Origin of the sequence: Pseudoxanthomonas sangjuensis (assembly GCF_010211755.1) — a bacterium.
GTDB classification, from domain to species: Bacteria; Pseudomonadota; Gammaproteobacteria; order Xanthomonadales; family Xanthomonadaceae; genus Pseudoxanthomonas_A; species Pseudoxanthomonas_A sangjuensis.
In genome coordinates this window covers 1-14839 of the sequence record NZ_PDWR01000034.1, presented here as the reverse complement: position 1 = coordinate 14839, position 14839 = coordinate 1, and the positions used below count along the sequence as shown (strand labels likewise).

General features: G+C 69.5%; 10 protein-coding genes and 1 pseudogene. All 11 read left to right on the top strand.

The features are described from left to right. Nucleotides 1–109: 109 nt before the first annotated feature. Nucleotides 110–868, top strand: coding sequence for an SDR family oxidoreductase (locus tag CSC71_RS14130; protein ID WP_162375022.1), 759 nt, complete (start codon nt 110–112; stop codon nt 866–868). A 118-nt stretch (nt 869–986) separates the two neighbouring features. Continuing rightward, nucleotides 987–1832 (top strand): ureidoglycolate lyase, encoded by an 846-nt coding sequence (locus CSC71_RS14125; protein WP_162375021.1) that lies wholly within the window; start codon nt 987–989, stop codon nt 1830–1832. Continuing rightward, nucleotides 1829–3136: an L-fuconate dehydratase gene (locus CSC71_RS14120; protein WP_246192235.1), complete on the top strand. Its 1308-nt coding sequence runs from the start codon at nt 1829–1831 to the stop codon at nt 3134–3136. The genes CSC71_RS14125 and CSC71_RS14120 overlap by 4 nt, the downstream gene beginning before the upstream one ends. Before the next feature lie 33 nt (nt 3137–3169). After that, nucleotides 3170–4012 carry an L-fucono-1,5-lactonase gene (locus CSC71_RS14115; RefSeq protein ID WP_162375020.1) on the top strand — a complete coding sequence of 281 codons (843 nt, stop codon included), beginning with the start codon at nt 3170–3172 and terminating at the stop codon, nt 4010–4012. 19 nt (nt 4013–4031) lie between these two features. Then, complete coding sequence (locus tag CSC71_RS14110) at nt 4032–4808, top strand: SDR family oxidoreductase (RefSeq protein WP_162375019.1); 777 nt, start codon at nt 4032–4034, stop codon at nt 4806–4808. 22 nt (nt 4809–4830) lie between these two features. Further along, nucleotides 4831–7047 (top strand): alpha-N-acetylglucosaminidase, encoded by a 2217-nt coding sequence (locus tag CSC71_RS14105; RefSeq protein WP_211368048.1) that lies wholly within the window; start codon nt 4831–4833, stop codon nt 7045–7047. A gap of 10 nt (nt 7048–7057) precedes the next feature. Next, nucleotides 7058–7414, top strand: a complete 357-nt coding sequence (locus tag CSC71_RS14100) for an L-rhamnose mutarotase (RefSeq protein ID WP_162375018.1) — start codon at nt 7058–7060, stop codon at nt 7412–7414. Between the two features lie 13 nt (nt 7415–7427). After that, nucleotides 7428–8690, top strand: a complete 1263-nt coding sequence (locus CSC71_RS14095; protein ID WP_162375017.1) for a sugar MFS transporter — start codon at nt 7428–7430, stop codon at nt 8688–8690. A gap of 7 nt (nt 8691–8697) precedes the next feature. Further along, the gene (locus tag CSC71_RS14090) at nt 8698–9834 is read left to right on the top strand and encodes an alpha-hydroxy acid oxidase (RefSeq protein WP_162375016.1); all 1137 of its coding nucleotides are present in this window, start codon (nt 8698–8700) and stop codon (nt 9832–9834) included. Nucleotides 9835–9980: 146 nt separating this feature from the next. After that, nucleotides 9981–12359: a winged helix-turn-helix domain-containing protein gene (locus CSC71_RS14085; protein ID WP_162375015.1), complete on the top strand. Its 2379-nt coding sequence runs from the start codon at nt 9981–9983 to the stop codon at nt 12357–12359. 733 nt (nt 12360–13092) lie between these two features. Continuing rightward, nucleotides 13093–14571, top strand: a pseudogene (locus CSC71_RS15595) (S8 family serine peptidase); the annotation flags it as partial. Nucleotides 14572–14839: the final 268 nt, after the last annotated feature.

The following is a 14839-nucleotide window of genomic DNA, read 5'->3' as shown; positions in this document are numbered from 1 at the left end:
GGGGGGGACGGCGTTCCATTTCCGTCAGGTTCCGGCTAGCATTGGTCCAGCCTCTGGACCAATAATTGTCCGCCAGAAGAATTCCGATGGGGAGCCAAGGACCCGCACCATGCGATTGCACGGCAAACATGCCCTGGTGACCGCCGCCGCGCAGGGCATCGGCCGCGCCACCGCGCTGGCCTTCGCCCGCGAAGGCGCGCGCGTGCTCGCCGCCGACATCAACGAGGACGCCCTGCGCGCGCTGCAGGCCGAAGCGCCGCAGATCCGGGTCCGCCGCCTCGACGTGACCGATGCCGGCGCGATCGCCGCGCTGGCCGCCGAATCCGCCGGCGACCCCTTCGACGTGCTGTTCAACTGCGCCGGCGTGGTCCACGCCGGCAGCGTGCTCGACTGCGGCGAGGACGACTGGGACTTCGCCTGGCAACTCAACGTCACCGCGATGTACCGGCTGGTCCGCGCCCTGCTGCCGGGCATGCTCGCGCGCGGCGGCGGTTCGATCGTCAACATGTCGTCGGTGGCCTCCAGCGTGAAGGGCGTGCCGAACCGCTTCGCCTACGGCACCACCAAGGCCGCGGTGATCGGCCTGACCAAGTCGGTCGCCGCCGACTTCGTCGCCCGCGGCATCCGCTGCAACGCGATCTGCCCCGGCACGGTGGAATCGCCGTCGCTGCGCCAGCGCATCGCCGAACAGGCGCGCGCGCAAGGCGACCGCGCCGAGGCGGTGCACGCGGGCTTCATCGCCCGCCAGCCGATGGGCCGGCTGGGCAAGCCCGAGGAAATCGCCGCGCTGGCGGTCTACCTGGCCAGCGACGAATCCGCCTTCACCACCGGCACCTGCCAGGTGATCGACGGCGGCTGGGCGAACTGATGGGGACGTCGCCATCCCGAGCGCAGCGAGGGATGCGTTTTTCGCATCGCTGCGCCCGCAAGCGAATCCCTCGCCGCGTCCGGGATGATCAGACAGAAGATATCGGAGACGAAGAACCATGAAACTCCTCCGCTATGGTCCACGCGGCGAAGAAAAGCCCGGCCTGCTCGACGCCGGCGGCCGCATCCGCGACCTGTCCGCGCACGTCGCCGACATCGCCGGCGAAACCCTGATGCCCGAAGGCCTGCAACGCCTGCGTGCCATCGACCCGGCGACGCTGCCGCTGGTCGAAGGCCAGCCGCGCCTCGGCGCCTGCGTCGGCCGCATCGGCAAGTTCGTCTGCATCGGCCTGAACTACGCCGACCACGCCGCCGAAACCGGCGCGACGCCGCCGGCCGAGCCGGTGGTGTTCGGCAAGTGGACCAGCGCGGTCTGCGGCCCCAACGACGATGTCGAAATCCCGCGCGGTTCGCGCAAGACCGACTGGGAAGTGGAACTGGGCGTGGTGATCGGCCGCGGCGGGCGCTACATCGACGAACCCGACGCACTGGCGCACGTGGCCGGCTACTGCGTGGTCAACGACGTGTCCGAGCGCGAATTCCAGCTGGAAGGCACCGGCACCTGGGACAAGGGCAAGGGCTGCGACACGTTCGGCCCGATCGGGCCGTGGCTGGTCACCGCCGACGAAGTGCCCGACCCGCAGAACCTGCGCCTGTGGCTGGAAGTCGACGGCCACCGCTACCAGGACGGCAACACCCGGACGATGATCTTCGGCGTGGCGCACCTGGTCAGCTACCTGAGCCGATTCATGAGCCTGCAACCGGGCGACGTGATCTCGACCGGCACCCCGCCCGGCGTGGGCCTGGGGCAGAAGCCGGAACCCGTGTACCTGCGCGCCGGCCAGCGCATCCGCCTGGGCATCGACGGCCTCGGCGAGCAGGACCAGCGCACGGTGCAGGCATGAGCGCGCTCGACGTGGTGATCACGGGAATGCGGGTCGAGGACCTGCGCTTCCCCACGTCGCAGCAGCTGGACGGTTCCGACGCGATGAACCCGGATCCGGACTACTCGGCCGCCTACGTGGTGCTGGAGACGTCGCGGGCGGGCCTCGAAGGCCACGGCCTGACCTTCACCATCGGCCGCGGCAACGAGATCTGCTGCGCGGCGATCGAGGCGCTGCGCCCGCGCGTGGTCGGTTTGAAGCTGGCCGACATCGCCGCCGACATGGGCGCGTTCTGGCGCCACGTCACCGGCGACAGCCAGCTGCGCTGGATCGGCCCGGACAAGGGCGCGATGCACCTGGCCACCGGCGCGGTGGTCAATGCGGTCTGGGACCTGTGGGCCAAGGCGGCGGGCAAGCCGCTGTGGCGGCTGGTCGTCGACCTGTCGCCCGAAGAGATCGTGCGCTGCATCGATTTCCGCTACCTCGCCGATGCGCTGACCCCGGACGAGGCGCTGCGGATCCTGCGCGCGCAGGAAGCCGGCCGGGCCGAACGCATCGCCACGCTCCAGCGCGAAGGCTATCCCTGCTACACCACCTCGGCCGGCTGGCTCGGCTATCCCGACGACAAGTTGCGCCGGCTCGCGCAGCAGGCGGTGGACGCCGGCTTCGACCACATCAAACTGAAGGTCGGCCGCGACCTCGACGACGACATCCGCCGCGTGCGCATCGCGCGCGAGGTGCTGGGCCCGGACCGCAAGCTGATGATCGACGCCAACCAGATCTGGGAAGTCGACGAGGCGATCGAATGGGTCAACGCGCTGGCGTTTGCCAAGCCGTGGTTCATCGAGGAACCGACCAGCCCCGACGACGTCGCCGGCCACGCGCGGATCCGCGCCGGCGTCGCGCCGGTCCGGGTCGCGACCGGCGAGATGTGCCAGAACCGCATCATGTGGAAGCAGTTCATCGCCGGCGGCGCGGTCGACGTGGTGCAGATCGACGCGTGCCGCGTCGGCGGGGTCAACGAGATTCTCGCCATCCTGCTGCTGGCCGCGAAATACGGGCTGCCAGTGTGCCCGCACGCCGGCGGCGTCGGCCTGTGCGAGTACGTGCAGCACCTGGCGATGATCGACTACGTCGCCGTCGCCGGCACCCGCGAAGGCCGCGTGGTCGAATACGTCGACCACCTGCACGAGCACTTCGTCGATCCCTGCGTGATCCGCAACGCGGCCTACATGCCGCCGGTCGCGCCGGGCTATTCGATCACGATGAAGCCGGAAAGCCGCCGGCGCCATCTTTTCGCATCCGCCGCGGCCGCGGCGGCTTGAGCCGGCGACGATGCGCTGCGAAGCTTCGCCGCCATGATCCGGATCGACGCGCACCAGCACTTCTGGCGCTATCGCGGCGCCGACTATCCGTGGATGACCGCGGACATGGCCGTGCTGCGGCGCGACTGGCTGCCCGCCGACCTGAAGCCGCTGCTCGACGCGCAGCGCGTCGACGCCTGCATCGCGGTGCAGGCGCGCGCCGACGAGGCGGAGAACGACTTCCTGCTGCAGCTGGCCGAGGCGAATCCGTGGATCGCCGCGGTGGTCGGCTGGGTCGACCTGTTCGCCGACGACGCCGGCGCGCGCCTCGCCCACTGGAAACGGCATCCACGCTTCGCCGGTGTGCGCCACCTGCTGCAGGACGACCCGGACGTGGCCGCAACGCTGGCCGACCCGCGCTTCGACCGCGGCGTGCGCGCGGCGCAGGAGCACGGCCTGGTCTACGAGGTGCTGGTGCGCGGCGCGGCGCAACTGGCGCAGGCGGCAGGCTTCTGCGCGCGCCACGACCGCCACTGGCTGGTGCTCGACCACCTGGGCAAGCCCGAGATCGGCGGCGACGACGCGCGCTGGCGCGCCGCGCTGAACGAACTGGCCGCGCTGCCGCACGTGCTGTGCAAGGTGTCCGGCCTCGTCACCGAAGCCCCGCGCTGGCCCGCCGATGCGGCCGCATTGCGCCGCTGCCTCGACGCCGCGCTCGATGCCTTCGGCCCGCAGCGGCTGCTGTCCGGTTCCGACTGGCCGGTGTGCCTGCTGCGCGCCGATTACGCCGCGGTCGCCGCGATCGTCGACGACTGGGCCGGCGCCGCGCTGTCGGCCGGAGAACGCGCCGCGCTGCAGGGCGGCAACGCGGCGCGCTGCTATGGTGTGCCGCGATGATTTCCGACGGGAGCGGACGATGGACCTGAACCTGCGCGACAAGCCGGTGATCGTCAGCGGCGGCGGCGCCGGCATCGGCGGCGCAATCACCCTGGCGCTGGCCCGCGATGGCGCGATCCCGGTGGTGTTCGGGCGCAGCGCGCTGGCGGTGGAATTCGAACGCGAACTGCGCGCGCTGCAACCGCGCGCACGCTTCCTGCAGGTCGAACTGGCCGACGCCGACGCCTGCCGCGACGCGGTGCGGGCGACGCTGGACGAATTCGGCGGCCTGCACGGCCTGGTCAACAACGCCGGGGTCAACGACAACGTCGGCCTCGATGCCGGCCCCGACGCCTTCGTCGCCTCGCTGCAACGCAACCTCGTCCACTACTACACGCTGGCGCACCATTGCGCCGACGCGTTGAAGGCGGCGCGCGGCGCCATCGTCAACATCTCGTCGAAGACCGCGCTGACCGGCCAGGGCGGCACCAGCGGCTACACCGCGGCCAAGGGCGCGCAGCTGTCGCTGACCCGCGAATGGGCCGCGGCGCTCGCCGCCGACGGCGTGCGCGTCAACGCGGTGGTCCCGGCCGAGGTGATGACGCCGCTGTACGAATCGTGGCTGTCGTCGTTCCCCGATCCCGCGGCGAAGCTGGCGACGATCACCGGCAAGATCCCGCTGGGCCGGCGCATGACCCGCGCCGACGAGATCGCCGACACCGTGGTGTTCCTGCTGTCCGAACGCGCGTCGCACGTCACCGGGCAGTGGCTGTTCGTCGACGGCGGCTACACCCACCTCGACCGCGCATTGACCTGAGCGGGGCGTGCGCGTGGATCGAGTGGCAAACCCCGACCGCCGCACCCTGCTCAAGGGCGCAATGCTGTCGGGCGTGGCCGTCGCCGGCGCGCGCTGGTGGTCCGGGGCCAGCGCCGCAACCGGCGCCGCCGCCGATGCCCTGACCCTGCGCCAGGCGCTCGAGCGGGTGCTGCCCGATCACTGCGAACAGATCGCCTGGGAGCCGCTCGCCGCGGACGATGGCACCGACCGTTTCGAGATCGAAGGCCAGGGCCGGCACCTGCTGATCCGCAGCAACCGCGTGCTGTCCGGCCTCGCCGGCCTGCACTGGTACCTGAAATACGTGGCCGACGCGCATCTTTCCTGGGCCGGCATCCAGCTCGACCTGCCCGCCCGGCTGCCATTGCCGGCGCGGCGCATCGCGATGCGCGCGCAGTTGCCGCACCGCTACCTGCTCAACGACACCGACGACGGCTATTCGGGCCCGTACCGCGACTGGAACGACTGGCAGCGGTTGCTGGACCTCGCCGCGCTGCAGGGCACCACGGAAATGCTCGTCACCGTCGGCCAGGAAGCGGTCTACCACCGCATGCTGCAGGAGTTCGGCTACAGCGATGCGGAGGCGCGGGCATGGATCCCGGCACCCGCGCACCAGCCGTGGTGGCTGCTGCAGAACATGTCCGGCTTCGGCGGCCCGGTATCCGCGCGGCTGCTGGACGAACGCATCGCGCTGGGCCGGAAGATCTGCCGGCGCGCGCGCGCGCTCGGCATCGAACCGGTGTTCCCGGGCTACTTCGGCACCGTGCCCGCCGGATTCGCCGAACGCAATCCGCAAGCGCGCATCGCGCCGCAGGGCAAGTGGGTGGGATTCGACCGGCCGGACTGGCTGGATCCGACTTCGCCGCCGTTCGCCGCCGTGGCCGCTTCCTTCTATCGCCACCAGCAGGCGCTGTTCGGCGATGCCGGCTTCTTCAAGATCGACCTGCTGCACGAAGGCGGCAGGAAGGGCGACGTGCAGGTGCCGGACGCGGCGCGCGCGGTGCAGCAGGCACTGGATCGCGCGCATCCCGGCGCCATCTGGGTGATCCTCGGCTGGCAGAAGAACCCTTCGCCCGAACTGCTGCAGGGCGTCGACCGCGGGCGCATGCTCGTCGTCGACGGCCTGTCCGACCGCTACGAGCCGGCGCCGGATCGCGAGCGCGACTGGAACGGCACGCCGTATGCCTTCGGCTCCATCGCCAACTTCGGCGGCCACACGACCCTGGGCGCGAAGGCGCAGGTCTGGCTCGAACGCTTCCACGCGGCGCGCGCCAGGCCCGGTACTGCGCTGCGCGGCATCGCGTGGATGCCCGAAGGCGGCTACCGCGACGCCGCGGCGATGGAGCTGTTCAACGAACTCGCCTGGCGCGAAACGCCCATCGACGACCTGCCCGGCTGGTTCGCGCGCTACGCGCGGTTCCGCTACGGCGCTGCCGACGCGCACGCCGAAAGCGCGTGGCGCGCTTTGGCGCAAAGCGCCTACCGGCTGGAGATCGCCGACTACAGCGAACCGCCGGACAGCCTGTTCTGCGCGCGCCCCGCGCTGGACGTGGCCACCGCGGCGACCTGGTCTCCGGAAACCGTACCCTACGATCCGGAACAGGTGGTGCGGGCCTTGCGCGAACTGCTGCAGGTGGCCGAACCCCTGCGCGGCAGCGACGCCTACCGCCTGGACCTGGTGGACGTCGCGCGCCAGTGCCTGGCCAACCACGGCCGCGCGCTGCTGCCGCGGATCGCCGAGCGCTACCGGCAACGCGATCGCGACGGCTTCGCCAGGCTCGCCGCGCACTGGCTGGACGGCATGCGCCTGCTGGATCGCCTGCTCGCCACGCACGCGCATTTCCTGCTCGGCCCATGGCTGCAACGGGCCCGCGCCGCGGCGAAGGACGACGCCGAGCGCGCCCGGTTCGAATACGACGCGCGCAGCATCCTCACCGTCTGGGGTCCGCGGCCGGCGGCGGACGACAACGGCCTGCACGACTACGCCAACCGCGAATGGGCCGGCCTGGTCGGCGGCCTGTACCTGCAGCGCTGGCAACGCTTCTTCTCCAGCCTCGCAGTCGCGCTGGAAACCGGCGCCGAGCCCGAAGCCATCGACTGGTTCGCGATGGAAGACGCCTGGGCGCGCGGCCGCGAGGATCATCCGACCGCCGCCAGCGGATCGTCGCACGCGATGGCCGGCGAAGCGCTGGCGCTGCTCGACGCCGCGCCAACCTTCTAGGACACCGAACATGCGCCACTGCCTTGCCCTCGACCTGAAGGACGACCCGGCGTTGATCGCCGAATACGAGGCCTGCCACCGCGACGTGTGGCCGGAAGTGCTGTCCCACCTGCGCGTGCACGGCGTGCGCGAGCTGGAAATCTTCCGCCTCGGCACGCGCATGGTGATGCTGATGGACACCGACGACGCGGTGTTCGATCCGGCGAAGATGGCCGAAGCCGAACGCGGCAATCCGCGCATCGCCGAATGGGAGGCGCTGATGTGGCGCTTCCAGGCGCCCACGCCATGGACGCCGGAAGGCGGCAAGTGGACGCCGATGACGACGATCTTCCGCCTGACCGACGCAAACCCGCGCGACCACGACTGAACCAGGAGCATCCATGCCCGCCTTGCCCGCCGACACCTCGCCGCTGCGCATCGGCACCCATGCCGATCCCGCGCATTACCGCATCGCGTTCGTGCTGGTCACCAGCCTGTTCTTCCTGTGGGGCTTTTCCTACGGACTGCTCGACGTGCTCAACAAGCACTTCCAGGAAACGCTGGACATCACCCGCGCGCGTTCCACGCTGTTGCAGGCGGCCTACTTCGGCGCGTACTTCATCATGGCGCTGCCGGCCGCGATGTTGATGCAGGCGAAGGGTTACAAGACCGGGATCCTGCTCGGACTGGGCCTGTTCGCCACCGGCGCGCTGCTGTTCGTGCCGGCCAGCAGCGCCGGGACGTTCGAATTCTTCCTGCTCGCATTGTTCGTGATCGCCTGCGGCCTGGCCTGCCTGGAGACCGCGGCCAACCCCTACGTCACCGTGCTCGGCGCGCCGGAGAACTCCGAGCGCCGCCTGAACCTGTCGCAGTCGTTCAACGGCCTCGGTTCGTTCGTCGCCCCGCTGATCGGCGGCAAGCTGTTCTTCGGCGCTTCTTCCGTCGGCATTTCCGGCAGCTACGGCGTGCAGGCGACCTACGTCGTGATCGCGGTGGTCGTGGTGCTGCTGGCGTTGCTGATCTGGCGAACGCACCTGCCGGACATCCGCCAGCACGACTATGAAGCCGTCGGTGCGGCGCCAGCCAGGCCGCTGCTGCAACAGCCGCACTTTCTCTGGGCGGTGGTCGCGCAGTTCTTCTACGTGGCCGCACAGGTCGGCGTGGGCGCATTGTTCATCAACTACGTGACCGAGCACGTTCCGGGCATCGGTTCCGAGCGCGCCGCCTACCTGCTCGCGATCGCGCTGGGTGCATTCCTGGCGGGTCGGTTCCTGGGCACCGCCTTGATGGGCGTGATCGCGCCAGCCCGCCTGCTGGCGATCTACGCCGTGGTCAACGTGCTGCTGTGCGGGCTGGTGATGGCCGGCATCGGCTGGGCATCGGTGGTCGGCCTGGTCGCGGTGTTCTTCTTCATGTCGATCATGTTCCCGACGATCTTCGCGCTGGGCGTGAAGGGCCTGGGCGCGAACACCAAGCGCGGCGCCTCGTTCATCGTCATGGCCATCGTTGGCGGCGCGGTGATGCCGTGGGTGATGGGCCGCATCGCCGACGCCACCGATTCCACCGCGACATCGTTCGTGGTCCCCGCGCTGTGCTTCGTGGCGGTCGCGCTGTACGGCGCCTTCGGCCATCGCGCGGGACGCGCCGCGCCCGCGGCCCGATGAGCCGCCGATGACCGCCATCACCAACAACGAAGACCTGCGCCGGTTGGCGATGCGCCGCGCGCCGCGGGCGATCTTCGACTACGTGGACCGCGGCAGCTACGACGAAACCACGATCCGCGCCAACCGCGCCGACCTGGACGCGCTGAAACTTCGCCAGCGGGTGATGATCGACGTCGAACGGCGTTCGCTGGCGACCACGATGCTCGGCCAACCGGTGACGATGCCGGTCGGCCTGGCGCCGACCGGACTGACCGGGATCATGCACCCGGACGGCGAAATCCTCGCCGCGCGCGCGGCCCAGGCCTTCGGCGTGCCGTTCACGCTCAGCACGATGTCGATCTGCTCGATCGAAGCGGTGCGCGCCGCGGTGGAGCGGCCGTTCTGGTTCCAGCTGTACGTGATGCGCGACCGCGGCTTCGCCGCATCGCTGGTGGAGCGCGCGAAGGCCGCACGATGCCCGGCGCTGATGCTGACCGCCGACCTGCAGATCCAGGGCCAGCGCCACCGCGACATCAAGAACGGCCTGACCGTCCCGCCGAAGCTGACCCTGGCCAATGCTATTGATATTGCGACCAGGCCGCGCTGGGCGCTGGGCATGCTGCGCACGCCGCACAAGGGCTTCGGCAACCTGGCCGATGCGTTGCCGAAGGGCAGCGGCGGGCTGAGCACGCTGGCGCAATGGATCGCCAGCCAGTTCGATCCGACGCTGAGCTGGAAGGACGTGGAATGGGTGCGCTCGCTGTGGCCCGGCAAGCTGATCGTCAAGGGCATCCTCGACCCCGACGACGCGCGCGCGGCGGTCGCCGCCGGCGCCGACGCGGTGGTGGTGTCGAACCACGGCGGCCGCCAGCTCGACGGCGCGCCTTCGTCGATCGCCGCGCTGCCGCGCATCGCCGATGCCATCGGCGGCCGTTGCGAAGTGTGGATGGACGGCGGCGTGCGCAGCGGCCAGGACGTGTTCAAGGCGCTCGCGCTGGGCGCCGGTGCCACGCTGATCGGCAAGGCCTTCCTCTACGGCCTCGGCGCGATGGGCGAGCGCGGCGTAACCACCGCGCTGGAGCTGATCCGCAAGGAACTGGATGTCACCATGGCACTGACCGGCACGTGCGACGTGCAAAATATAGGGCCGCGGGCGCTATGGTAGCCGCTCGCCTGAACCACCACGCGTCACGGGCATGCACGATGACGGCATTCCACCTGTCTGCGCAGGACGCGACCTGATGGAGCACAACTCCCTCCCCAGGTCGGAAAGAACATGTCCGCGAGGATCCTTGGCTTCCTGAGGCGCTCGTGATCTACCGCTTCGGCCCTTTCCGACTCGATCCGGCACGAAGACTGCTCCAGCGCGAAGGCGAGCAGGCCGAACTGCCGCTCAAGGTCTTCAAGTGCCTGCTGTACCTGATTGAGCACCGGGACCGGGCGGTTTCGCGCGAGGAACTGCTCGATGCGGTCTGGGGAACCGAGCACCTGTCGGCGGGCGTGGTGCCGCAGACCATCCTGCAGATACGCCACTACCTGGGCGACACCGGCCAGGAACAGCATTACGTCGGCACCGCGCGCGGATTCGGCTATCGCTGGGTGGGACCGCTCGAACCTGAAGACGCCACCCCGGGGGGGGTCACGAACGCGTCGACCGCACCTGCCGCGCCCGCGGAAGCCGCCGTCGGCAGCAAAGTCCCCGGCAAGCGGGGAATGGGCTCGCCGATGGCGTGGGTCGTGGCCATGCTGGTGTTGGCCGCCAGCGCAGCTGGACTGTATTTCCTTCGCAAACCCTCGACGCCGCCCGCCGCCCCGCTCGCCAGCGGTGAAGCTGCCCTGCTGCTGCCGGTGCAGGTCAGCGCCGGACCCGACGACGCATGGGCTCGCTATGGCGTCATGGACTTCATGGTCGAACGTTTCAGGACCGCCGGTCAGCCCATGGTGTCCAGCGAAACCGTGATCACGCTGGTGGGGGCGCAGGCGGAATCACCGAACCCGAAGCAGCTCGACCGCCTGGTCGAGGCCACCGGCTCAAAACTGGTGCTGGCCGCGAACGCGCGCAAGCGTGGCGCCCGCTGGACCGTGTCCCTGGAAACCGTCCACGGCACGCAACTGCCCATGATCGGGACGGGAGAGGCCAACCAGGTGATCGAAGCGGCCCGACTCGCCGTCGACGACATGCTCGTCCGGTTGGGACGCAAGGCCCCTACCGGGCCTCCGCAGGATCCGGCGCGCCTGCTCTTGTTGCAACAAATCGACGACGCCATACGCAATCGCGAACTGGACGCCGCCCAGGCGCTGATCAAACGTGTTCCGCCGCAATGGCGACGCGATCCGAAGTTTCGCTTCGCCCAGGCCACCATCGAGCTTCGGAAGCCGGATCCGGCGGCTGCGGCCCGGATCCTCGACGGATTGCTGGCGGAAACGCCGGCCGGCAAAGATCCGGTCTTCCGCGCCCAGGTGTTGAATGCTCTTGCCGTCGTCCACCGCATCCTCGAACAGCCTAGGCAACTCGAGGCCCGGCTGCAGGAAGCAGCGCGCCTGCTGGAGGGCGGCAGCGCGCCGGCGCTTGCCGGCGGCATCAGCCTCAACCTCGGCAACGCCGCAGCCGAACGCGGCCAGTACGACCTGGCTGCGCAGCACTACGCCCGCGCACGCTGGAACTTCGAGCGCAGCACGCACTTGCCAGGGCTGGCCATGGTCGATTTCAACGTCGGCTTGCGGACGATGGATCGCGCTCAGCCCGCGGAGGCGCTGCCCTATCTCCACAGCGCCGCCGGCCGTTTCGCGGCGTTGGGCAATCCCATGGAGTCGGCGACCTGGACGCTGATGCTGGACGCATATCTGGATCTGTTGGACATGGAAGCGGCCACCGCCGCGGCGGAGCGCGTCCGCGTGCTGGCCGAACGGGTGGCGAACGACCCCCAGTTGACCGCGCCCGCGTCCTTGGCCGAAGCCCGGCTGGCCGCCGTCGAAGGCCGCTGGCAGGCGGCCGGCAAGGCGTTCGACAAGGCCGCGGCCATCGCCGATGCCCATGCCGGGCAGTCATGGGCCGACGAAGCGGGAGCCATCGCGACCGCCGGGCTGGCCGAACTGGCCTTGCAGCGCGGTGATCCTGCGCCGGCCTGTACCCGCCTGCGTCGGACGCTGCACCGGCTGAAAGCGAAGGAACCGCAGCCGATGCCGCTGGCGACCAAAGGGCAGCCCTGGTTGACCTTGGTCCGTTGCGGATTGGCGCAAGGCCAGGTCGCCATCGCACGGACCGATGCCGAAGCCTTTGCGGAGTTGGCGGCAGCAAGCCCGGGATTCGCGCCACGCCTTTTCGCCACCCTTGCCGAAGCGGAACTGGCCGCGGCAGAGGGCCGCCATGAAGCCGCGCAGGTCGCCTACGAAAACACCGAAATCCTCGCCGAAGCCGGCCACGTGCCGGTCTATCGGCTGCTCGCCGTGCAAAGCCACATGGCCTGGCTGATGTCGGGCCGGCCGCGCGGAGCACCCGCGCCGGCACGTGCCTGGACCCTGGCCGACAGCGTGGCTGATCGTGCCGACGGTTCCTACGACGCAGCTCTGGTGCAGTTGCGCCTGTATCACGCCCTGGGCGATGCCGTCGCTTGGCGTGCGGCCCTGACTCGCACGCAAAGCCTGGCTGGCGAACGCCGGATTCCGCCGGCGCTGCAGGTAGCCCCTTGAGCACGAGCAACCCCGTCAGGCAAGGGTTTCTCATCAAAACCTGATCGTGCTGATCAAAAACTAATCCCGCAGCGGATGCAAATGATTGCGGTTGTCACGATTCTGGGCGGGTAGCCGCACCCGAGGGCCTGCGTCGTCCGGTGCTGCTCGCGCCTCCCTTCCTGCCGCGGCTAAAGATCGCGCAGGGGATGCGTAAGGGGGAGGAAGCCCTTCGGCAACCATCATCTGGAGTGATCGATGCACAAGTTCTTGAAAAGCCCCCGTGGGCGTACGGCCAGTGGAGCAGTCGTGCTCGTGGCCGCCATCGGCGTAGCGCTTGCCAGCATGCGCACCGGCACGCCCGGCGGGGCATCCCCCGCAGGCGCCGCCGCCCCCCGAGAACTCTACCGCTCCCGGGGGCGCCGGCTTTGCCGGGTCCACGTGGCTTGCAGGCGCCGCCACGCTCGCCCAGCCCCGGGGCAAGGGCGCGGCGTCAGGGGTGTACGAAACTGACCAGGACGGTTCCAGGATCGTGCCCGGCGAGTTCATCGTCGTGTTCGAGGAAGACGCTCTCGCCGGCTACGACGGCAGCATCCCCGGCTATCCCAGGCCGGCCCGGGCCAAGGGCAAGGCACGCCTCGACGTGAAGGGCCGCGAAGCCCGGAACTACGTGAGTTACCTGCAGGGCCGCCAGGCCGAGCACGAGGCCACGATCGGCCGCGCCCTTGGCCACCAGCTCCAGGTCAAGCGGCGCATGCAGCACGCGCTCAACGCGGTCGTGGCAAACATGTCGAACGCCGAGGCCGGGAAGGTCCGGAAGATGAAGGGCGTCAAGCTGGTCGAGCCCGTCAAACTGGAAAAGCTGAATACCGACGTCGGCCCCTGGCTCATCGGCGCGGGCGAAGTCTGGAACTGGACGGGGTCGGGAGCCGGATTCCCCGCCAGTGGCGAGGGCGTCGTGGTCGGCATGCTGGATACCGGCATCAACTACGCCAGCCCCTCGTTTGCCGCGGTGGACCCGTTCGACGGCTACGTCCACAAGAACCCGCTGGGTTCGGGCCACTACCTCGGCACCTGCGCCCCCGGCGGCGTCGACGAGGGCCACTGCAACGACAAGCTGATCGGCGGATACGATTACATCGGCGAGGAATATAACGACGGGGAGCCGGGTTTCTTCGACAACAATGGCCACGGCAGCCATACCGCCTCGACCGCCGCGGGCAACCACCGCGACCAGATGTTCATGTCCGAGGTTCGCCACATTTCCGGCGTCGCCCCGCGCGCGAACATCGTGGCCTTCGACGTATGCCATGGCGGCTCCTGCCCCACCGACGCCGCGGTTGCCGCAGTCAACCAGGCGATCGCGGACGGCGTGGTGGACGTGATCAATTTCTCCATCAGCGGCGGCGAAGATCCGTGGGACGAGTCCGTTTCGCTGGCCTTCCTCAATGCCACCGACGCCGGCATCTATGTCGCCACCGCAGCCGGCAACGACGGCCCCGACCCGGGCTGGATCGGGCATGTCGAACCGTGGACGGCGTCGACCGCCGCCGCGCAACACGGCCGCGGCGCGATCGGCTTCGGGGTGCAGATCATGGGGCCCGGAACGGTGCCCGACGCGCTGAAGTCCATCGCGGCGACCATGGGCGTGGAAAGCATGCAGCCTGCCGGGCCCATCGACGCCCCGCTCGTCCTCAGTCCCGGCATCGATACCGCAAGCGACGGATGCAATGGCTATCCCGCGGACACGTTCAAGGAAGCGATCGCCGTGGTCCGGCGTGCCGGCTGCTCGTTTGCGATCAAGGTCAACAACGCGACCGCCGCTGGCGCCGTCGCCGTGGTGATCGCGAACAACGTCGATGGATCGCTGCTGCCGTCGGCACCCGGAACGACCATTCCCTTCATGGCGGTATCGAAGGCCGACGGGGATGCGATCCGCGACTGGGCAAAAGCCCATCCGGGCACGACCGCGCGAATCGGTTCCGTCACCTTCACCAACAAGCCGGACGTGCTCGCGGAGTTCAGTTCGCGCGGGCCCGCCGCCAATTACGACCTGATCACGCCCGATCTCACCGCGCCCGGCGTGGATATCCTGGCGACGGTCGCCGGCTCCGCCGAAGCGATCGGCATTTACAGCGGCACCTCGATGGCCTCGCCGCACAATGCAGGCGCGGCGGCATTGCTCCGCCAACTGCATCCGGACTGGACGCCCGCCGAGATCAAGTCGGCCCTCGCGTTGACCGCTACGACCATTGTCTACATGGAAGATGGAACGACGCAGGCGACGCCCTTCGACATGGGCAGCGGGCGCATCCGCGTCGACAAGGCCGCCCAGGCCGGGCTGGTGATGAATGAAACCACGGCGAACTTCGTCGGGTTCACCCCCGTTTTCACGGACACTTACGAGAAGGCCGATCAAGGCCATGAGGAGTGTTCATGTCGAAGCGAAGGAAGTTCAGCACCGAGTTCAAGCGCGGTGCGGTTGAGCAGGCCAGCCAGCC